Source organism: Brevundimonas sp. (assembly GCF_046293315.1).
GTDB lineage: Bacteria > Pseudomonadota > Alphaproteobacteria > Caulobacterales > Caulobacteraceae > Brevundimonas.
This window is the reverse complement of record NZ_JBKBPF010000001.1, coordinates 64673-84789: the sequence shown is the minus strand read 5'-3', so window position 1 is coordinate 84789 and position 20117 is coordinate 64673. Positions and strand designations below refer to the sequence as shown.

General features: G+C 68.8%; 15 protein-coding genes and 1 tRNA gene. 11 read left to right on the top strand and 5 right to left on the bottom strand.

Annotation, left to right across the window (positions count from 1 at the left end; all coding sequences use genetic code 11):
- Positions 1–9 precede the first annotated feature (9 nt).
- Positions 10–1878: a cobaltochelatase subunit CobT gene (cobT, locus tag ACK4SE_RS00370; protein ID WP_409687086.1), complete on the top strand. Its 1869-nt coding sequence runs from the start codon at positions 10–12 to the stop codon at positions 1876–1878.
- Positions 1879–2254: 376 nt separating this feature from the next.
- On the opposite strand, the gene ACK4SE_RS00365 is transcribed toward cobT, so the two are convergent.
- Positions 2255–4834 carry a TonB-dependent receptor gene (locus ACK4SE_RS00365; RefSeq protein WP_409687083.1) on the bottom strand — a complete coding sequence of 860 codons (2580 nt, stop codon included), beginning with the start codon at positions 4832–4834 and terminating at the stop codon, positions 2255–2257.
- Positions 4835–5030: 196 nt separating this feature from the next.
- Positions 5031–6284 carry a Na+/H+ antiporter NhaA gene (gene nhaA, locus ACK4SE_RS00360; RefSeq protein ID WP_409687081.1) on the bottom strand — a complete coding sequence of 418 codons (1254 nt, stop codon included), beginning with the start codon at positions 6282–6284 and terminating at the stop codon, positions 5031–5033.
- Positions 6285–6355: 71 nt separating this feature from the next.
- On the opposite strand from nhaA, the gene ACK4SE_RS00355 reads away from it, so the two are divergent.
- Positions 6356–7765: a protein adenylyltransferase SelO family protein gene (locus ACK4SE_RS00355; protein ID WP_409687078.1), complete on the top strand. Its 1410-nt coding sequence runs from the start codon at positions 6356–6358 to the stop codon at positions 7763–7765.
- 177 nt (positions 7766–7942) lie between these two features.
- Here the strand turns inward: ACK4SE_RS00355 and pdeM are convergent, their stop codons facing one another.
- From pdeM to ACK4SE_RS00340, 3 genes are all read right to left on the bottom strand, one after another.
- Positions 7943–8644, bottom strand: a complete 702-nt coding sequence (gene pdeM / locus ACK4SE_RS00350; RefSeq protein WP_409687859.1) for a ligase-associated DNA damage response endonuclease PdeM — start codon at positions 8642–8644, stop codon at positions 7943–7945.
- A 2-nt stretch (positions 8645–8646) separates the two neighbouring features.
- A complete protein-coding gene (locus ACK4SE_RS00345) occupies positions 8647–11070 on the bottom strand; it encodes a ligase-associated DNA damage response DEXH box helicase (protein ID WP_409687075.1) in 2424 nt (807 codons plus the stop codon).
- 288 nt (positions 11071–11358) lie between these two features.
- Positions 11359–12342: a helix-turn-helix transcriptional regulator gene (locus tag ACK4SE_RS00340; protein ID WP_409687072.1), complete on the bottom strand. Its 984-nt coding sequence runs from the start codon at positions 12340–12342 to the stop codon at positions 11359–11361.
- Between the two features lie 85 nt (positions 12343–12427).
- Between ACK4SE_RS00340 and ACK4SE_RS00335 the strand changes: the two genes are divergently transcribed.
- From ACK4SE_RS00335 to ACK4SE_RS00295, 9 genes are all read left to right on the top strand, one after another.
- On the top strand, positions 12428–12694 hold the full coding sequence (locus ACK4SE_RS00335) for a hypothetical protein (RefSeq protein WP_409687069.1): 267 nt from the start codon (positions 12428–12430) through the stop codon (positions 12692–12694).
- Positions 12695–12796: 102 nt separating this feature from the next.
- Positions 12797–12873 (top strand) — tRNA-Met (locus tag ACK4SE_RS00330).
- A gap of 118 nt (positions 12874–12991) precedes the next feature.
- Positions 12992–13426 carry an RrF2 family transcriptional regulator gene (locus ACK4SE_RS00325; RefSeq protein WP_409687066.1) on the top strand — a complete coding sequence of 145 codons (435 nt, stop codon included), beginning with the start codon at positions 12992–12994 and terminating at the stop codon, positions 13424–13426.
- Between the two features lie 93 nt (positions 13427–13519).
- The gene (locus tag ACK4SE_RS00320; protein WP_409687064.1) at positions 13520–14530 is read left to right on the top strand and encodes a sulfate ABC transporter substrate-binding protein; all 1011 of its coding nucleotides are present in this window, start codon (positions 13520–13522) and stop codon (positions 14528–14530) included.
- The gene (gene cysT / locus ACK4SE_RS00315) at positions 14527–15378 is read left to right on the top strand and encodes a sulfate ABC transporter permease subunit CysT (protein WP_409687061.1); all 852 of its coding nucleotides are present in this window, start codon (positions 14527–14529) and stop codon (positions 15376–15378) included. The genes ACK4SE_RS00320 and cysT overlap by 4 nt, the downstream gene beginning before the upstream one ends.
- Positions 15375–16220 (top strand): sulfate ABC transporter permease subunit CysW, encoded by an 846-nt coding sequence (gene cysW, locus ACK4SE_RS00310; RefSeq protein WP_409687058.1) that lies wholly within the window; start codon positions 15375–15377, stop codon positions 16218–16220. Before cysT ends, cysW begins: the two co-directional genes overlap by 4 nt.
- 2 nt (positions 16221–16222) lie before the next feature.
- Positions 16223–17251 carry a sulfate/molybdate ABC transporter ATP-binding protein gene (locus tag ACK4SE_RS00305; RefSeq protein WP_409687055.1) on the top strand — a complete coding sequence of 343 codons (1029 nt, stop codon included), beginning with the start codon at positions 16223–16225 and terminating at the stop codon, positions 17249–17251.
- Positions 17252–17319: 68 nt separating this feature from the next.
- Positions 17320–18723 carry an alginate export family protein gene (locus ACK4SE_RS00300; protein WP_409687052.1) on the top strand — a complete coding sequence of 468 codons (1404 nt, stop codon included), beginning with the start codon at positions 17320–17322 and terminating at the stop codon, positions 18721–18723.
- 50 nt (positions 18724–18773) lie between these two features.
- Positions 18774–20099 (top strand): FAD/NAD(P)-binding protein, encoded by a 1326-nt coding sequence (locus ACK4SE_RS00295; RefSeq protein WP_409687049.1) that lies wholly within the window; start codon positions 18774–18776, stop codon positions 20097–20099.
- Positions 20100–20117: the final 18 nt, after the last annotated feature.

The window sequence follows — 20117 nt, the reverse complement described above, 5'->3', positions numbered from 1 at the left end:
GTGTCGGGCATGGCCGTTTCCGACAGTCCGACCGAAGTCTTCAAGCGCGCGATCGCGCACGCCGCCCGGGCGTTGGCGGAACAGCCCGATCTTGAGGTCCTGTTCGGGACCGACGGACCCAGGGTGGTCGGCCAGACCCTGACCCTGCCCACGCCGCCGCGCGACCCCGGCGGCCCGGAGGCCCAGACCCTGCGCGGCCAGGCCGATCGCATGGCCCTGCGTCTGGCCAACCACGACGAGAGGCTGAACGCCCGTCTGCGCCCCGCCGACGCCTCGGCCGCCGAGGTGTTCGACGCGGTGGAGCAGACCCGTGTCGAGGCGGTGGGCTCGGCCGCGCTGAAGGGCGTGCGCGACAACATGAACGCGGCCCTTGTGTCGCGCCTGCACCGAATGGGGGCGGCCGCCGCCACCGAGGCCCAGCGCGTCCCCGTGGCCGAGGCCGTGGGCCTGCTGGTGCGCGAGCGACTGACGGGCGAACCCGCGCCGGACGGGCTCAAGCCCATGGTGGATCTGGTGCGCGCTGATCTTGAGGCGCGGGCGGGGGCCCATCTGGATGCCCTGACCAGCCTGGCGGGAGATCAGGCGGCGTTCGGAACAGCCCTGAAGGACGTGCTGCGCGCGCTGGATCTGGATCCCGGCGACGGCCGTGGCGAGGACGCCTCGGACGACCCCGGCGAGGAGGAGCCCGATCCGCAGGAGCCGGACGCCGCCGACGATCAGGACGAGGACGAGGCCGGCGGCGAGGGCGGCCAGTCCATGGAAGGCTCGGCCGACGACGCCGGGGCCGACGAAGAGCGCGAGACCCGGCCCGAGGGCGGGCGCGCGGACGGCGAGGCCGAGCCCGGCGATGGCGAGCCCGAACTGTCCGAGGGCGACCAGCCCCAGCGCCGCGCCAACGCCGACGACGGCCGGCCCACCGACGGCTACCGCGCTTTCACTACCGCCTTCGACGAGACCATCGGAGCGGAAGAACTGTGCGATCCCAGTGAGTTGTTGCGGCTGCGGTCGCTGCTGGACCAGCAGCTGGTGCAGCTCTCCAGCATCGTGGCGCGGCTGGCCAACCGGCTGCAGCGCCGCCTGCTGGCCCAGCAGAACCGCTCGTGGATGTTCGATCTCGAGGAAGGGATGCTGGACACCGCCCGCCTGACCCGGGTGATCACCGACCCCACCGCCCCGCTCAGCTTCAAGCAGGAGAGCGAGAGCCCCTTCCGCGACACGGTGGTGACCCTGCTGCTGGACAACTCAGGCTCCATGCGCGGGCGGCCGATCATGGTGGCGGCGGTGTGCGCCGACATCCTCGCGCGCACGCTGGAGCGGTGCGGCGTCAAGGTGGAGGTGCTGGGCTTCACCACCCGCGCCTGGAAGGGCGGTCAGTCGCGCGAGGCGTGGATCAGCGCGGGCAAGCCGCCCGAGCCGGGCCGCCTGAACGACCTGCGCCACATCATCTACAAGGCCGCCGACGCGCCCTGGCGCCGGTCCAAGAAGAACCTGGGCCTGATGATGCGCGAGGGCCTGCTGAAGGAGAACATCGACGGCGAGGCCCTGCTGTGGGCCCACGACCGCCTGCTGGCGCGCAGCGAGGCCCGGCGCATCCTGATGGTCATCTCCGACGGCAGCCCGGTGGACGACTCGACCCAGTCGGCCAATGCGTCCCTGTATCTGGACAAGCACCTGCGCGGGGTGATCGGCTGGATCGAGGAGCGGTCGCCGGTGGAGCTTCTGGCCATCGGCATCGGCCACGACGTGACCCGCTGGTACCGCAAGGCCCTGACCATCACCGACGTGGAGCAGCTGGGCGGCGCCATGACCGAGAAGCTGGCCGAGCTGTTCGAGGCCGAGGCCAGACCGGCCCCGCAGCGCCGCCGCCGCGCGGCCTGATTTCGGACTCTGGCGCCGGGAAAAAGACTGTCCGAATTGTCCGAATTGTCCGAAATCGGGGCGAGCGCTCCACAGTCAGCTGTTGTTTTGTCTGTCTTTTCCCCTCGATGACGGGCGTTCGGCAATTCGGACTGTCTGAATTCCGCCAGGCCTGCGGATGTCCCACCGCCAAACCCGACCGGTGAGTATGCGGGCGCCCCGAACGCGGCGGCGGAAAAAGCCTCCAAAGTCGTCAGGGCCCTTGCAGGGGCGGCGGTTCGGGCCGTGAAACCGGCGGACAAACGGGCGAGTCTGACCCGTCCCGCCCTCCCAAAGACAAAACCGGCCGGGAGGTCGCCCTCCCGGCCGGCTTCAGTCACTCAAAGGCGGCTGTGGATCAGTAGCGAACCCGCAGCGTCACGCCCCAGGTCCGGGGCGCGCCCAGGAAGGCGTTATAGGTCAGGGTGTCGGCCGCCGGGTTGTAGTAGGTGCCGGCGTACGGGCCCGAGGCCGTGGGCGTGGCCTGGAAGGCCGAACCCTGCAGCGGGCCGTTGAACACAACCTGGTTGTACTCTTCGTCCGTCAGGTTCTGACCCCAGATCTCCAGGGTCCAGCGGTCATCCTCGGAGCCGATGCCGATGCGGCCGTTCACCAGGGTCATGGCGTCGTTCATCTTCAGCGGCAGCAGGTCCGAGCCGGTGTTGTATTCCGACGTGTACTTGGCCGAGAGGTTGAACAGGCCACGCAGGCCGCCGCCCAGCGAGCGGTCGTAGTTGACGCCCGCCGTGACCGACCATTCCGGCGCAAACGACATCTGGGCGCCCGGCAGCAGGCTCAGGGCCGGGAACCGCGACGGATCCGACAGATCGGCGGCGGTGAAGTCGCCGTACTCCGTCTGGGCGTAGGTCACGCCGCTCGTCAGGGTCAGACCCTCCACGGGGGTGAGCCACAGCAGATCGGCGTCGACACCGGTCGAGGTCAGCTCGGGGATCGACTCCACGATGAAGTTGATGCCCGCGAAGGTGTTCAGCTGGAAGTCCGAGTAGGTCTGGTGGAACCAGGTGGCGTTGAACAGCAGCCGGCGGTTCAGCAGGGTCGACTTGAAGCCCAGCTCCCAGCTGTCCACGGTTTCCGCCGGGAACGAGGTGTCATCGATGGGCAGGACGTCGCCCGGGCGCGCCGGGTTCGGGCCGGTGGACCGCTCCAGGTTAAAGCCGCCCGCCTTGTAGCCGCGCGCGTACGAGCCATACACCATGAGCTCGGGGCTGAAGCGGTACTGGGCCGCGAACCGTCCGGAGATGTCGTCGTCGTCCAGGGTCTGCGTGTAGGCCCGGCCGTCGAAATCGGGGTTCAGCTGGTTGATGCACAGCGCGCCGCCCAGAAGCGCCGGGGGAGCGAAGGGGTTCGCCCGCACGGCGGTGCAGACCGCGTCACTGCCGCCGACGTTGTCCTGCAGCGTATGCATGACCTTCTCTTCGCGCGTGTAGCGAAGGCCCAGGGTGAACTCCAGCGCGTCGGTGGCGCGCCAGGTGTTGTTGGTGAAGAAGGCGATGGAGTCCGAGGACTGGCTGTAGCGGTCGATGTAGCCGGAGCCGGCCGGGACGGTCGGGCCGAAGCTGGGCACGAAGCCCGGGAACGGCGCGATGGCGCCGGTGCAGACCAGGAAGGTGGTCGTCTGGGCGGTGATGCACGGCAGGGCATTGGGATCCGCCGCGCCCAGCTGGGACGTGATCAGGGTCGAGAAGAACGGCGTGAAGGCCGCGCCGAAGATGAAGCTGTCCTGACGGCGCAGTTGCTCCTCGGCGTAGAACATGCCGACCAGCCAGTCGAAGCTTTCGCTGGAACCGGCCAGGCGCAGTTCCTGGCTCCACTGGTCCATGCTGAAGCCGAAGTCGCCGTTCGGCTCACGGTAGAACAGGTCCGCGCCCGAGAAGTCGATATCCGAACCGTTGACCGAGTCCCAGCCGCGGACGGCCGTGATCGAGGTCAGGGTCGAGCCACCGAAGAGGGCGGTGTCCACGTTCACTTCAGCCGACAGCCCCCAGTCCTCGACCTGCTGGTCGGTGGGACGGTTGGCGTTGACGGAACGGGTGAACTCGTTCGGCGCGAAGCCGGGTTGCGGGCCCACCACGCCGTTGCCGCCAGGGGCCAGGGCGTTGATGATCGCGCCGGTCGGGCCGGTGCGCACCTGGGTGGCGACGCAGCAGTATTCATCCCGCTTGGTGTAGTCGGCGATCAGCCGGATCGAGGCCTCATCGCTGGGCAGGATCAGAAGCTGGCCGCGAACGGTCCAGAAATCCTGGTTCTGGTCGTCCGTGGCGGTGCGGGGGCCGCTGGTCGGGTTGACGTCATAGTAGCCGTCGCGCTCGCGCGCCGCCACATACAGGCGTCCGGCGATGTTTTCGCTCACCGGTCCGGTGACCGACGCGGCCGCGCCCCAGGCGCCGAAATTCCCGCCGGTCAGTTCGGCGTCGAAGCCGGGCTGGAACGAAGGGGCCTCGGTGACGATGTTGATGACCCCGGCCGAGGTGTTCTTGCCGAACAGGGTGCCCTGGGGGCCCTTCAGCACCTCGATGCGGGACATCTGGCCCAGGTCGCCGAAGCCGACGCCGTTGCGGGGGCGATAGACGCCGTCGATGACGATGCCGACCGAGCTTTCCAGGCCGGGGTTGTCGCCCACGGTGCCGACGCCGCGGATACGGGCGGTGGTGATGGTCTCGGATGTGGTCGACGTCACGGTCAGACCGGGCGTCAGGATCGTCATGTCCTTGATGTCGCGGACACCCGCGTTTTGCAGAACTTCCTGCGACAGGGAGGTGACCACGATGGGCACATCCTGCAGGCTCTGCTCCCGCTTCTGGGCGGTGACGATGATCTCGTCGACGGAAGTCACCTCCTGGGCGGCGGCGCCGGTAGCGGCGACGGCCGTCAGAACGATGGCTGAAGCAGACGTGGTGAGAAATTTATTGAAGCGCATGGAGCAACCCCCGGCTCTTGAGGCCCGGCATCCGGTGTGGACGCCGCGGCGTTTCCTGGTCCCTGCGACCCCGCTTCTTCGTGGAAAACGGGGTTCGTCAGGCAACGACTAGTCCAAGGTCTGAATCGCGACAATAAGTCCGGTCGCAATTCCGCCGTGAAACCTGCCGGTGTGACGCGAAAGTGACAGAAAATCGTTACGCAAGGTCAATATTGGCAAGGGTTTCCGGCCTTTTCGCTGCTTGCGAGCGCGACCGCCCCTGCTGTTCGCGCCGCCGCCGCAGGTCCGAACATCGCCCCAGAATGACCGATCCGAGCGCGGCGGACGCCAGCGACCCGGTCAGGACCCCCAGCTTGACCTCGGCCTGGACCGGTGAATCCAGCGCCCCGGGAAAGGCCAGGACGCCGATGAACAGGCTCATGGTGAAGCCGACCCCGCACAGCAGAGAGACGCCGTAGATCTCGATCCAGGTGGCGTTGGAGGGCCGCTTGCCCAGGCGGGTCATTACGGTGAAGACCGTGGCGATCATCACCCCGGCCTGCTTGCCGAAAAACAGCCCTGCGGCGATCCCCAGGGCCACCGGCGACAGCAACCGGTCGATGGACAACCCCGCGAACGAGAAACCCGCCTTGGCGAAGGCGAACAGGGGCAACACCCCGAAGGCGACCCAGGGGTGCAAGACCTCCATGGCGCTTTTCAGCGGGCTGCGTCGTCCCTCGACCCGGGGATTGATGGGCACGATGCAGGCGAAGGCGACACCGGCCAGCGAGGTGCTGAGCTGGGCCTGAACCGAGAAGTACCAGACCCACAGGAAACCCAGGGTCCAGAGGGGAACGCCCAGCCGTCCCTGCCGGGCCAGCGCCCCCAGTCCGATCAGCCCGCCCAGCGCCCAGGCCAGGGGAACGGTCTCCACACCCTCGCTGAAAAAAGCGCCGATGATCAGGATGGCGCCCAGATCATCGACGATGGCCAGGGTCAGCAGGAAGATGCGCAGCGACGCCGGCAGGCCGCGCGCCACCAGGGCGAAGATGGCCACGGCGAAGGCGATGTCGGTGGCCACGGGGACAGCCCAACCCGAGGTGGGACCGCCGGTCCATTCGGCGATCTTCAGATAGACCACGGCCGGGGCGATCATGCCGCCCGCCGCCGCCAGGACCGGCGCGGCCAGCTTGCGGGCATCCGACAGCTCGCCCTTCAGGATCTCGTGCTTGATCTCCAGACCCACGATCAGGAAGAACAGGGCCATCAGCCCTTCCTTGATCCAGTCCGCGATGGTCAGACGCACGGTGAAATCGCCGATGCTGACCGGCAGATACGATTTCAGCGCCGCGAAGTACTCTCCCGCCAGGGGCGAATTCGCCACGACCAGCGCCGCCAGGGCCGCCAATCCCAGAACCGAGCCCGAGGTGGTCTCGGTCTTGAGAAAATCCAGCGTGATCCGCCGCGCCATGACCCCATCCCCCAATGGTTACCCGTGACGGAGCCTTGCGCCGCACCCCCCGTGCGCGCACCTAACCCCCCATGCCCGTTCTAGACGCCCACAGCCCCCGCCCCGCGTTCTTTCAACTGGGAGACGAGTTCGGCGACGCCGTCGAACCGGCCGACTTCCCTCAGCACATAACGCGGTTTCGTAACAATCGCGCGGCGATGACCGTGGGGCTGGATGGCCTGACTGAGGCCGAATGGACCGACGCCTTCGGCCGGTTCGCCCCCCTGTCCGGTCAGCCCGGGCCGGTGGCCATGCGCTATCACGGGCACCAGTTCCGCACTTACAATCCCGATCTGGGCGACGGGCGCGGCTTTCTGGCCGCCCAGATGCTGGAGGCCGGGACCGGCCGCCTGCTGGATCTGGCGACCAAGGGCTCGGGCCAGACGCCCTGGTCGCGCGGCGCCGACGGGCGACTGACCCTGAAGGGCGGGGTGCGCGAGGTGCTGGCGCCGCTGATGCTGGAGGCGCTGGGCGTCCCCACCAGTCGGCCGTTCAGCCTGATCGAGACGGGCGAGCAACTGACCCGCCACGACGAGCCCTCGCCTGCGCGCTCGGCGGTGCTGGTTCGTCTGGGCCACAGCCATGTGCGCTTCGGCACGTTCCAGCGGGCCGCTTATCTGGAGCGGCGCGACCAGATCGAGACCCTGATCGAGCATGTGCGGGCGCACTATCACCCGCAGGTGGCCGAGGGCGACGCGGCGGGCCTGCTGGCCGCCGTGGTGGAGGCATCGGCGAAGCTGACCGCCCGATGGATCGCCGCCGGCTTCGTGCACGGGGTGCTGAACACCGATAATCTGAACGTGACGGGCGAGAGCTTCGACTATGGCCCGTGGCGTTTCCTGCCGCACTACGAGCCCGGCTTCACGGCCGCCTATTTCGACCAGACCGGACTGTACGCCTTCGCGCGCCAGCCCGAGGCGGTGTTCTGGAACCTGACCCAGCTGGGCGGCGCCCTGCGCATGGTGGCGGACGCCGAACCCCTGACCGACGCCCTGAACGGCTTCGGCCCTGCCTATATCCGGCATCTGCGCGCGGCGTTCCTGATGCGGCTGGGCGTGAAGAGCCTGGGCGAGGCGGCGGATCAGCGGCTGGTGGACACCACACTGGCCCTGCTGCGCGAAGGCGGCGAGGCGCTGCGATGGGAGCCGCTGTTCTTCGACTGGTTCGCCGGCTTCGCCTCGTCCGAACGCGCCCTGCGCGGGCCGCGCCGGACGCTGTATCAGGGCGAGGCATTCGACGCCTTCCGCTTCGCCCTGTTCGAGCACGAGCCCGACCGGCCCGAGCGGCTGGAGCATCCGGCGTTCCGGGCCGACGAGCCCGAGGAACTGCTGATCGACGAGGTGGAGACCCTGTGGGCGGCCATCGCCGAGCACGACGACTGGGCGCCGTTCAACGCCAAGCTGGCGCGCATCGAGGCATGGCGTCAGGCGCTGGGCTTCTAAACGCCCCTCTCCCCTTGTGGGAGAGGGCTGCGCGCAGCGGGATGCGAAGCAGACCGCTCCTTCGCGCGCAGGGTGAGGGTGAAGCGGTGCAGGACGCCCGCGGTCCGTGATGCGGAACCATACCCCTCATCCGACCGCCTCCGGGGGCCACCTTCTCCCTCAAGGGGAGAAGGAAACTCAGTCGCCGACCAGGGCTGACCACCGCACCGGGTGCGCCTTCTTCCCCAGCGCAACGGCCAGCGGGGGGCGCGCGAACAGGCCAGAGAAGGCCGGGTCGCGCACATTCAGTCCGCCGGCGTAGGCGCCGAAGGCGGGCAGGATCAGGCGCTGGCCGTCGGTGACGAAGCATCGCCGCCGCACCGACCCGGCCGTCCCCTTCACCCGTGCGCAGGGGTGCAGGTGTCCTGCCGCCTCGCCGGGCGTGGGGCCGGGGCTGGGTTCGTGGCGCAGGACCAGTTTCGACAGGCCGATCTCCACCGCCGTCTCGCCTGCCAGATCGCCGGATCCGTCCGGGTCGTGGTTGCCGGTGATCCACAGCAGGGTGGTGCGCCGGGCCAGGCCGGCGATGCGCGCCCGGTCGTCCGGGGCGATACGGGTGGTGGCCGAGCCGTCATGCAGGGTGTCGCCCAGCAGCACGGTCACACGCGGGTCCAGCGCCTCGATCTCGGCCTGCAGCCGGTCCAGGGTCTCGCGGGTGTCGTAGGGGGGTAACATCTGGCCGCGGGCGGCGTAGGCCGAGCCCTTCTCGAGGTGCAGGTCCGCTACGACCAGCGCCCGCTCGCCCTCCAGCCACAGGGCGCCGGAGGGGCGCAGGACCACCTCGGCGTCATTGACCGCCATGACCGCCGAGCCGCACGCCCGCTGCTGAACCCGCCACACCGTCACGCCATCGCCTCCTCGATCAGGGCCGCCTGCTCCAGCATCATCTCCGCCGCCGAGGAGCCCGGCGCGCGCTCGCGACCGATCTCCATCATGGCGGGCACGGCGAAGGGCGAGACCCGCTCCAGCCGCTGGACCCGGATGCGGCCCCGGATGCGGGCCAGAAGCTCGCCCAGCCGCGCCACGTCCAGCAGGCCCCGCGCCGCGTCCGCCCGCGCGCACTGCAGCAACAGGTGCTCGGGATCGTGGCGGCGCAGGGTGTCGTAGATCAGGTCCGCCGAGAAGGTGACCTGACGGCCGTTCTTCTCGTGACCCGGCATGCGTCGCTCGATCAGGCCGGCGATCAGGGCGCAGTCCTTGAAGGTGCGCTTCATCATGAAGCTCTCGTCCAGCCAGCTTTCCAGATCGTCGCCCAGCATGTCCTGTTCGAACAGGGCGTCGAAATCCACCCCGTCCATGGACTTCACCGACCAGATGGCCAGCATGTAGTCGTTGGCCACATAGCCGATGGGGCCGACCCCCGCCCGGTCCAGCCGCCGGGTCAGCAGCATGGCCAGGGTCGAGTGGGCGATCCGCCCCTCGAACGGATAGGCCACCATGAAATGGCGATTGCCCCGCGCGAAGGTCTCGATCAGCAGGTCGTCGATGCCCGGCAGGCTGGAGTGGTCGCGCTGGGCCTCCAGCCACTCCTGCACATCGGCGGGCAGGACGGACCAGGCGGACGGGTCGCTCATCATCCGCCGCACCCGGCTGGCGAGGAAGGTGGACAGGGGGAACTTGGACATGCCCCAGCTGGGCACCTTGGGCTCCTTGTCCGCCGCGCGGGTGACGATGGCGTTGGTCCCCTCGATGCCCATGAAGCGCCAGATCTCGCCGCCGAAGACGAAGGTGTCGCCGGGCGTCATCTGTTCGAAGAACCATTCCTCGGCCTCGCCGATCTTGCGGCCCGAGCCGTGGCGGCCGGGCAGGCGCAGGCTCAGGGTCTGGGCGGTGATGATGGCGCCCACGTTCATCCGGTGGCGGCGCGCGGTCTCCTCGTTGCGCACCCGCCACAACCCGTCCTGCCCCCGCACGATGCGGCGATAGCGGTCATAGGATTTCAGCGCGTAGCCGCCGGTGGAGACGAAATCGACCACCCGCTCCCAGTCCTCCCAGGACAGGTCCGCATAGGGCGCGGCGCGGCGCACCTCGTCGTACAGGGCCTGCAGGTCGAACGGCTCAGAACAGGCGCAGCCCATGACGTGCTGGGCCAGCACATCCAGCGCCCCGACCCGCACCGGCTCGCCGTCCAGGGCGTTCTCCGCCACCGCCTCCACCGCCGCCTGACACTCGAGCATCTCGAAGCGGCTGGCGGGCACCAGAATGGCGCGCGACGGCTCGTCCAGCCGGTGGTTGGCCCGGCCGATGCGCTGGACCAGCCGCGACGAGCCCTTGGGCGCGGCCAACTGGATCACCAGATCCACCGCGCCCCAGTCGATCCCCAGATCGAGGGTGGAGGTGCAGACCACCGCCCGCAGTTCGCCTCTGGCCATGAGCGCCTCCACCTTGCGGCGCTGTTCGGCTGACAGGCTGCCGTGGTGCAGGGCGATGGCCAGACCGTCCTCGTTCAGCCGCCACAGCTCCTGAAAGGCGAACTCGGCCTGCCAGCGCGTATTGACGAAGATCAGGGTGGTCGTCGCCGTCTTGATGGTCTCATAGACCTCGTCCATGGCGTGCTGGGCGGTGTGGCCGGCCCAGGGCACCCGGTTCCCGGACAGCAGCACTTCCATGACCGGCGGCGCGCCGGGGCGTCCCAGCACCATGTCGTCGCCCCGGTCCGACAGCCAGCCACGCACCGCCACCGGATCATCCACCGTCGCCGACAGGCCGACGAACCGCGCGTGGGGCGCGAACTGCCGCAGCCGCGCCAGCCCCAGAGACAGCAGGTCGCCGCGCTTGGAGCTGTGGATGGCGTGGATCTCGTCCACCACCACGCAGCGCAGGTCGGCGAAATAGCCCCGCGCGCCCTCCCAGGCGCAGAACAGGGCCAGTTGCTCGGGGGTGGTCAGCAGGATGTCGGGCGGGGCGATCCGCTGGCGCTGTTTTCGCGCCTGCCCCGTGTCGCCGGTGCGGGACTCCACCACGATGGGCAGGTCCATCTCGCGCACCGGGGTCATCAGATTGCGCTCCACGTCCACCGCCAGCGCCTTCAGCGGCGATATGTAGAGGGTGTGGACGCCCTTCGGCCCGTTGCGGGGGCCGCGCTCGGTCAGGTCGATCAGGCTGGGCAGGAAGCCGGCCAGGGTCTTGCCGCCGCCGGTGGGCGCCACCAGCAGCACGTCGGCGTCCTCGCGCCCCTTGGCCACCATGGCCAGCTGGTGATCGCGCGCGGCCCAGCCCCGCCCGGCGAACCAGTCGGCGAAGCGGGGCGGCAGAAGATCGCTCACGCTGTCTCTCTCCCGATGGGAGAGGGCTGCGCGCAGCGGAATGCGAAGCAGGCCGCTTCTTCGCGCGCAGGGTGAGGGTCGGGCGTGTGCTGCCAGACCACCCGACCCTCATCCCCCGCGCCAGAACCGGATCGCTCACGCGTTCCGGTGCGCGGGTTCCCCCTTCTCCCAACGGGAGAAGGGCATGTGGTGGCGGCGGCGAACATGAGGAGCGAACTCAATCCCGGGCGGATGACGGAGTCTATTACATCCGTTCCCGTTCCGTTTCACCCCGTCATGAGGGCGATCTCAAGGCGTTCCATGCGCCCGCATCGCCGCAGCCAGCTCGTCGGCCATCACAGCCTTGAGCCGTTCGGGGGCCAGGATGCGGACCCGCTCGCCCCAGGTGAACAGGTGCCAGGCCAGTTCGCGCAGGCCGCTGGCGGTGAAGCGCACGATGACCGAGCCGTCGGGCTGGTCCTCCAGCGTCTGGGTGGGGTGCCAGCGCCAGGCGCGCGCCTCCGCCGCGCCCTCGGCGGTCACGTGCAGGGCCACGTCCTCCACATCGTCCTGATAGATGCCGAACGAGCGGTTGGCGAAGGCGGCCAGATCAAAGCCCTCGGGCGGACGGGCGGTCTGGTCCAGCGCCTCCACCGCGCTCATGCGGTCCAGCCGGAAGGTCTGGACCTTACGGGTGCCCAGATCGGCGGCCACCAGATAGTTGGCGCGGCCGAACATAAGGCCGCAGGGCGCCACCGTGCGGCGGCGCGCCTCGGCGCCCGGCCGGCTGTAGATGAAGCCCAGCGCCCGCTCCGCCAGCACCGCGCCCCGGATGGCCGCCAGCATGGCCTCGTCCGCCGTGGGGCGGGGCCCGGCCTGGACCGCGATGGTCTCGGCCCGCACCAGCGCCTCCAGATCGGGCGCCAGCCGGTTCAGGGTGGTGGAGCGCACCGCGGACTTGATCTTGCGCTCCAGGCTTTCGAGGGCCGCCGCCCGCACCGGCTCGTCGGCACGGCGCAGGGCCAGGGCGGCCCGGTTCAGCTCCACCAGCTCGGTGGTGGTGGGCGCCTGTTCGAAGGCCGACAGCCCGCCGCGGATGCGCCAGCGTTTGGTGGGCGGGTCCGACACCTCCTCGGCGCCGGGGAACAGCATCAGCACCGCGTCGCGCAGGCGCTCGGCGGTGCGGCGGCCCACGCCCATGTCCCGGGCCATGTCCTCCAGGGTCAGGCCCTCGGCGCTGCCGGCCATACGGCGGGCCAGCTCGATGACCACGGCCGCCTTGTCGTGTCTCATTGCACCTACGTCCGATTTTGGCGCAACCCTGTCATAGGGTGCTTTCATCAGCAAGACGCCACACAGATTTCCGAAGGACCCCGCCATGGCCAGCCAGATCGCCGCCCGCTACGCCCCCAACGCCTTCATCCCGGGCCGCGCCGTCAACGACGCCCGCTACCTGATCGTGCCTTGCGAGGCCGACGGCTGCGGCGACCTGGCGGTGATCTGGGATCGGCTGGAGGAACAGGTGGTGGACGTGATCGACGCCGCCGCCGGACGCTATACGGACGAGGACGCCCTGTGGGACGAGTTCAAGGCCGAAACCTTCCGCCCGGCCCAGCCCTCGCGCCAGTGGCGCGCGGCCGCTTGAAGCGTCGGCGCACGGAACGCCGCGACAGTCTTGAACCGGAATGGCAGGCCCTATATAGGCGCGTCTCTCTTGACCACGCGCCCGGCTCCGGGCGTCTCCGGCGGCTGGGTAGCTCAGGTGGTTAGAGCGATGGATTCATAACCCATAGGTCGGCGGTTCGATCCCGCCCCCAGCCACCACCTTGCTGTCGAGATCATCTGGAAATGGTCCCCGTGAAGCCCAAGCGCGGGCAGTTTTTTATTCGCTGGACCCAGGGGACAGGTTGCGGCCTGACGCGTCGGCCCTCATCGTGGTGCCATGATCTCCAACAAAGCCCGCTACGCCCTGCGCTCGCTCATCTTTCTGGCCGAGCGCCATCCCCGGCCCGCGTCGATCGCGGAGATCGCGGCGGGCGCGCGGTCGCCACGCAAGTTTCTGGAGACCATTCTTCTGGAGCTGAAACTGGACGGGATTCTGGAAAGCCGCCGCGGGCGCATGGGCGGCTATGAACTTGCCCGCCCGGCGTCGGAGATCACGGTCGCCGACATCCTGCGATCCATAGACGGCCCCCTCGCCCTGGCGCCCTGCGCCTCGCGCACGTCGTTCAAGCCCTGCGATGACTGTGCGGACATCGACAATTGCCGCATCAGGCACATTCTTCTGGAGGGTCGTGACGCCTTGGCGGCCATTCTGGAGGCGCGTAAACTCTCCGATCTGACAAAGGTTTCCGGCGCTCTCGAAGAGCTGACCTGACATCACGTTTCAGAGATAATCGCCGTATTCCTACTTGTCGGATAGGAAATAATCTGTCCCCCTGATCTCCGCGATCAACGAGGAGGGCTGAACATGTTGGACCGGCGTAGACTGCTTATCGGAACCGGGGCGCTGACCTTGGCGGCGTGCTCCGGACAGACCAGCGGCGCGACCCGCCTGCTGAATGTCTCCTACGACCCCACCCGGGAATTCTATCAGGACTACAATCCACTATTCGATGAGGAATGGCGGCGGCGGGGCAATCCCGGCCTGACGGTGGAGCAGTCCCACGGCGGCTCGGGTCGTCAGGCCCGCTCGATCATCGACGGGCTTGAGGCGGACGTGGCCACCCTCGCCCTGGCCGGCGACATCGACGAACTGGCCCAGCGCGGGCTGGTGGCGCAGAACTGGGAGACCCGGCTGCCGAACAATTCCGCCCCCTACACCTCCACCATCGTGTTCCTCGTACGCAAGGGCAATCCGAAGGCCATCCGCGACTGGCCCGATCTGGTCCGCGAGGGCGTGCAGGTCATCACGCCCAATCCCAAGACGTCAGGCGGCGCCCGGTGGAACTATCTGGCGGCGTGGGGCGACGCCCTGCGGCGACCGGGCGGCTCCGAGACCACGGCGCGTGCCTTCGTCGGCGAGTTGTTCCGCCATGTGCCGGTGCTGGACACCGGGGCCCGGGGATCGACCACCACCTTCGTCCAGCGCGGCATCGGCGACGTGCTGCTGGCGTGGGAGAACGAGGCCTTCCTGGCGGTCGAGGAACTGGGCCCCGACAGCGTCGACATCGTCGTGCCGCCCTATTCGATCCTGGCCGAGCCGTCGGTGACGGTGGTGGATCGCATCGTGGACCGCAAGGGCTCGCGCGCCGTCGCCGAAGCCTATCTGGAGCACCTCTATTCCGAGCCGGCCCAGACCCTGGCGGGCCAGCATTTCTACCGGCCGCGCAACCCCGACGTGGCCGCCACCCTGACGGACCGGTTTCCGGATCTGGACCTTTCCACCATCGCCGACTTCGGCGGCTGGCAGCAGGCCCAGCAGATTCACTTCGCCGACGGCGGCGTCTTCGACGCCATCTATCAACCGAGCGCCGGATGACGGCGATCGCCGCCAGACGATGGCGGTGGAAAGCCCCCAGCATCCTGCCGGGCTTTCCCATCGCCTTCGGCTTCACGGTGTTCTACCTGTCGCTGGTTGTGCTGATCCCGCTGTCGGCCCTGGTGCTGCGGCCATGGGAGCTTGGTCTGGACGGGGTTTGGGCGGTGGTGACCAATCCCCGCACCGTGGCGGCGCTCAGGCTCAGCTTCGGCGCGGCGGCGCTGGCGGCCCTGATCAATGTGGTCATGGGTGTCGTCGTAGCCTGGGCGCTGGTCCGGTATGACTTTCCCGGCAAGCGGATCATCGACGCCATCGTCGATCTGCCCTTCGCCCTGCCCACCGCGGTGGCGGGCATCGCCCTGACGGCCATCTATGCGCCCAACGGGCCCATCGGCGGGTTCCTGACCGGGCTGGGGATCCAGGTGGCCTATACGCCTCTGGGCGTTCTTCTGGCGCTCATCTTCGTCGGCCTGCCGTTCGTGGTGCGCTCGGTCCAGCCGGTGCTGGAGGATGTGGATCGGGAGGTGGAAGAGGCCGCCGAGACCCTGGGCGCCTCGGCGTTCCAGCGCGCGCGCCTGGTCATCCTGCCCGCCATCCTGCCCGCCCTGATCTCGGGCGCAGGCCTCGCGTTCGCCCGGGCGGTCGGGGAGTACGGCTCGGTCATCTTCATCGCCGGCAACATGCCGCTGCGCTCGGAGATCGCGCCCCTGCTGATCGTGATCCAGCTGGAGCAGTTCAACTATGCGGGCGCGGCGACGGTGGGTCTGGCCATGCTGGTGCTCAGCTTCGTCATTCTGCTGGTGCTGAACGCAGCTCAGGGCGCCCTGGTCCGAAGGATCGCGCCATGATCGCCGCCTCCACCCGGTCGCCATGGCGCGGATGGGCGCCGGCCATGCTCCTGCTGGCGCTGGGCTGGCTGGGGCTGATCATCCTGCTGCCGCTGTTCACCGTCTTCCTGGAGGCGTTCCGGCGCGGCGTGGAGGCGTTCCTCGGCTCGATCGACCAGCCCGACACCTGGGCCGCCGTGCGCCTGACCCTGCTGGTGGCGGCCATATCGGTACCCCTCAACGCCGTGTTCGGCGTGGCGGCCGCGTGGTGCGTTACGCGCTTCGAGTTCCGGGGCAAGAGCATCCTGACCACCCTGATCGACCTGCCTTTCTCGGTGTCGCCGGTAATCTCGGGTCTGGTGTGGATCCTGCTGTTCGGTGCGGCGGGCTGGTTCGCCCCGGTGCTGGACGCCCTGGGCATCCGCGTCATCTTCACCGTCACCGGACTGGTGCTGGCGACGGTTCTGGTCACCCTGCCCTTCGTGGCCCGCGAGCTGATCCCGCTGATGCAGGAACAGGGCGCCGACGAGGAATCCGCAGCCATCACCCTGGGCGCCGGCGGCTGGACCACCTTCTTCCAGGTGACCCTGCCCAACATTCGCTGGGCCCTGCTTTACGGGGTCCTGCTCTGCAACGCCCGCGCCATGGGCGAGTTCGGCGCGGTGTCCGTGGTCTCGGGCCACATCCGGGGCCAGACCAACACCCTGCCGCTGCACGTCGAGATTCTCTACAACGAGTACAATTTCGTCGGCGCCTTCGCGACCGCCAGCCTGCTGGCCGGGCTCGCCCTGGTCACCCTCCTCATCAAGAGCCTGCTGGAATGGCGTTACGCCGGCGAGTTGGCCGTCCGGAGACGTCACTGACCATGCCGCTCGAGATTCAATCCGTCTCCAAGAGCTTCGACCGTTTCCCGGCGCTGAAGGACGTGAGCCTGAAGGCGGAGGACGGCGAGTTTCTGGCCCTGCTTGGCCCCTCGGGATCGGGCAAGACGACGCTTCTGCGCATCCTCGCCGGGCTCGAAACGCCGGACACGGGACAGGTGCGTTTCGAGGGGCAGGACTTCCTGTCGCAGACCCCGCGCCAGCGCCGGGTCGGTCTGGTGTTCCAGCACTACGCCCTGTTCCGGCACATGACCGTGGCCCGCAACATCGCCTTCGGGCTGAAGGTGCGTTCCCGTCGCGAGCGCCCGTCGAAGTCCGACATCAACGCGCGGGTTCAGGAACTGCTGAAGCTGGTCCAGCTGGAGGATCTGGGCGGACGCTATCCGGCCCAGTTGTCGGGCGGCCAACGCCAACGGGTCGCCCTGGCCCGCGCCCTGGCCATCGAACCGCGCATCCTGTTGCTGGACGAGCCCTTCGGCGCCCTGGACGCCAAGGTGCGCCGGGACCTGCGCCGCTGGCTTCGGCACATCCATGACGAGACCGGCGTCACCACCGTCTTCGTCACCCACGATCAGGAGGAGGCCATCGACCTGGCCGACCGGGTGGCGATCCTCAAGGACGGCCAGCTGCAGCAGGTGGACACCCCCCAGGCGCTCTACGAGCGCCCCGCGAACCCCTTCGTGCACGACTTCCTAGGCGCCTCGCTGGAACTGGAGGCGGAGGTGGTCGACGGCGAGGTGCACGCTCACGGCTGGCGCGGCCCGGCCCCGGCGGATGCGACCCCGGGACCGGCGCTTCTCTGTGTGCGCCCCGACACCCTGAGGCTGGCCGATGACGGCCTGCAGGCGCGGGTGATCTCCATATCTGCGCGCGGGGCTCTCATGCGTGTGGAGTGCGAGATCGAGGGCCGCATTCTGGAGCTTGACCGCCCGTCCGATGACCCTTTGACCACCGTCAAACCGGGCGCATCCGTGCGCCTGTCGCCCGCCCGTTTCCACCTCTATCCCCGCTAGAACCAGCCCCCTCCACGACACCGCACGCCCAAAAACCCTATCAATTTAGTAGATAAAGGAGCGCTTTCATGATCCCCCATCCCGCCTCGATCCTGGCAGGCGTCTCTGCGCTTGCTCTGGCCACGTCCCTGTCCATGGCCTCGCCCACCCTCGCCCAGGATGCGCCGTCCTGGACCCTGCAGCAGGCGCTGGGCGACCCTGATCGCCTGACCGTCAGCGGCGACGTCCGGGCTCGCTATGAAAGCCTCAGCGACCAGTTCCGCGCCGGCCTGACAGGTTCGGACCAGCTATTCAGCCTGCGCACGCAGGTCCGCGCCGAACTGGACCTGGCGCCCGCCGCCCTCGTGATCGAGGTGCTGGATGCGCGCGGCTGGGGCGCAGACACGGGCTCGTCCATCACCAACTCCGAGATCAACACCTTCGACGTGTTGCAGGCCCATGTGCGTTTCGACACGCCGAACCTGTTCGGCGAGGGCGCAGAGGCGTCGACGCGCGTGGGACGATTCAAGCTGGACTTCGGCTCGCGGCGCCTGGTGGGCTACGGGGGCTATCCCAACGCCAGCACCACCTTCACCGGCGCGGCCGTGGACTGGGAGCGGGGCGACCATCAGCTTTCCGCCTTCTACACCCTGCCGGTGAACCGCCTGCCGTCCGACCAGGCCTCCCTGCTCGACAATCGCCACGACTGGGACGACCAGACCACCGACCTGCGCTTCTGGGGGGCCTTCTATGGTCGCAAAGGCCTGCCGGGCGGGGCCGCGCTGGAGGCCTTCGTCTTCGGCCTGGAGGAACAGGATGGGCGACGCCAGACGCGCGACCGCGACATCGTCACCTTGGGGGGCCGCCTGCACCGGGCCCCCCGCGCCGGGGCCTGGGACTTCGAGATCGAGGGCGGCTGGCAGACCGGCGAGACCCGCGCCTCCACCGCCGCCGCTGACGTGACAGCCCTGGATGTGCGCGCGCACTATCTTCACGCCGAGGTGGGCTATCGTTTCGATGCGCCATGGTCCCCGCGCGTGTCGCTGGAATACGATCTGGGCAGCGGCGACAGCGACCCGACCGACGGCGAGTACAACCGCTTCGACAGCCTGTTCGGCCCGCGAGGCCCCGACTTCGGCCCTACTGGCCTGTTCGGCCCGTTGAGCCGTTCCAACCTCAGCTCGCCCGGTGTTCGGGTCGAGGTGGCGCCAAGCAGCCGCTGGGACGGGTTCGCCTTCTACCGCGCCCTGTGGCTGGACGAGGCCCGGGACGCCTTCGCCAGCACGGGAGTACGCGACGCCTCGGGCGCCTCGGGCCGTTTCGCGGGCCATCAACTGGAACTCAAGACCCGCTACTGGCTGCAGCCCCGCGTCTGGCGTCTGGAGCTGACGGGGGGAGCCTTGATCCGCGGTGATTTCCTCGACGATGCACCCAACGCCAACGACGAGGGCGACAGCCTCTATGGCGGCCTCGACCTGACCCGCAGCTTCTGAAGCCAGCAAACCGGCGGCGCCGTCCGGCGCGCAGCAGAGAGCACGATGTGATGAGACGTTTCGCCGTCATCGGCGCCGGATTCAGCGGACTGCTGACGGCCATCCATCTGCTCAGGGCGCCGAAGACGAAGGTGACCCTGATCGAAAGGTCCACCTCATTCGCCACCGGCGCGGCCTACGCCACCGGCAATCCGGACCACCTGCTGAACGTCCGGCTGGGCAATATGAGCGCCTTTCCGGACAGGCCGGACCATCTCATCGACTGGCTGGCGACCCACAGCCAGTGGACGGTGCACGACGGCTTCATAACGCGGGGCGTCTATGGCGAGTATCTGCGCAGCCTTCTGGCGGAGACCATGGCCAACGAGGGGTCGGGAGATCGCCTGACCCTGATACGGGGCGAAGCGGTCGATCTCGAGCCTAGGGCGGGCGGCTGGTCCGTCGTCCTGGACGACGGTTTCAAGGTCGAGGCGGACGCGGCTGTGCTCGCCCTGGGCAATATCGAGCCCATGACGCCGCCGGGCATCGCCCCGGCGCTGGAGGAAACCTGGCGCTATGTGGGAGACCCCTGGCGGGCCGCCGCCAGTTTGCCGTCTTCGGCCCGCCGGGTGCTGATGATCGGATCCGGTCTGACCATGGTCGATGTGGCCATGAGTTTGCGAAGTCCGGGCCGAAAGCTCCTGGCGATTTCGCGCCGGGGCCTGTTGCCCCGCACCCATGGCGCGGCGCCTGGCGGATCTGAATCCGTGCCGTACGCGGGCAGCCCGGTTCAGGTGCTGCGACAGGCGCGTCGACAGACGAGAACCCGGGAATGGCGCGACGTGGTGGACGAGGTTCGCCGCTCGGCGCGCGACCTCTGGCGCGACTGGTCGCCCGGCGAACGGGCCGGGATTCTGCGCCACCTGCGGCCCCACTGGGACGTGCATCGCCATCGCCTTTCGACCATGGCGGCAGGACAGATTCACCAGATGATCGCCAGCGGCGACCTCACGGTTCTGGCCGGCCGCGTCGTCAGCCTGGATCTGGAAGGGGACGCGGTGATCCTCACCTTTCGGCCACGCGGCTCGCAACGAACGGCGACGCGACGCCTCGATGCTGTCGTCAATTGCACCGGTCCGCTCGGCGAGATCCGGCAGAGCCGCTCGCCCCTGATCCGTAATCTGCTGGCGCGGGAACTGGTCACCCCTGATCCCAATGGCCTCGGCATCCATGTCAACGACCGCTGCCAACCCCTGGCCAAATCGGGTGAACCGATCGCGGCGCTCCACGCCGTCGGCCCCCTGACGAGGGGAACCTTCTGGGAAATCACCTCGGTCCCGGACCTTCGGGTTCAGGCCGCCGAGGTTGCGGCCCATGCGGCATCGGGAAGCGACTGACGGACGCCCCGCGCCTTC

Bases quoted from the DNA above. Each gene is read 5' to 3' on its own strand.
- ACK4SE_RS00325 (WP_409687066.1), top strand. From the start codon at position 12,992: ATGATCTCCAACAAAGCCCGCTACGCCCTGCGCTCGCTCATCTTTCTG.
- cobT (WP_409687086.1), top strand. From the start codon at position 10: ATGGCCGTTTCCGACAGTCCGACCGAAGTCTTCAAGCGCGCGATCGCG.
- cysW (WP_409687058.1), top strand. From the start codon at position 15,375: ATGATCGCCGCCTCCACCCGGTCGCCATGGCGCGGATGGGCGCCGGCC.
- cysT (WP_409687061.1), top strand. From the start codon at position 14,527: ATGACGGCGATCGCCGCCAGACGATGGCGGTGGAAAGCCCCCAGCATC.
- ACK4SE_RS00300 (WP_409687052.1), top strand. From the start codon at position 17,320: ATGATCCCCCATCCCGCCTCGATCCTGGCAGGCGTCTCTGCGCTTGCT.
- ACK4SE_RS00355 (WP_409687078.1), top strand. From the start codon at position 6,356: ATGCCCGTTCTAGACGCCCACAGCCCCCGCCCCGCGTTCTTTCAACTG.
- ACK4SE_RS00365 (WP_409687083.1), bottom strand. From the start codon at position 4,834: ATGCGCTTCAATAAATTTCTCACCACGTCTGCTTCAGCCATCGTTCTG.
- nhaA (WP_409687081.1), bottom strand. From the start codon at position 6,284: ATGGCGCGGCGGATCACGCTGGATTTTCTCAAGACCGAGACCACCTCG.
- ACK4SE_RS00295 (WP_409687049.1), top strand. From the start codon at position 18,774: ATGAGACGTTTCGCCGTCATCGGCGCCGGATTCAGCGGACTGCTGACG.
- ACK4SE_RS00335 (WP_409687069.1), top strand. From the start codon at position 12,428: ATGGCCAGCCAGATCGCCGCCCGCTACGCCCCCAACGCCTTCATCCCG.
- ACK4SE_RS00320 (WP_409687064.1), top strand. From the start codon at position 13,520: ATGTTGGACCGGCGTAGACTGCTTATCGGAACCGGGGCGCTGACCTTG.
- ACK4SE_RS00305 (WP_409687055.1), top strand. From the start codon at position 16,223: ATGCCGCTCGAGATTCAATCCGTCTCCAAGAGCTTCGACCGTTTCCCG.
- ACK4SE_RS00340 (WP_409687072.1), bottom strand. From the start codon at position 12,342: ATGAGACACGACAAGGCGGCCGTGGTCATCGAGCTGGCCCGCCGTATG.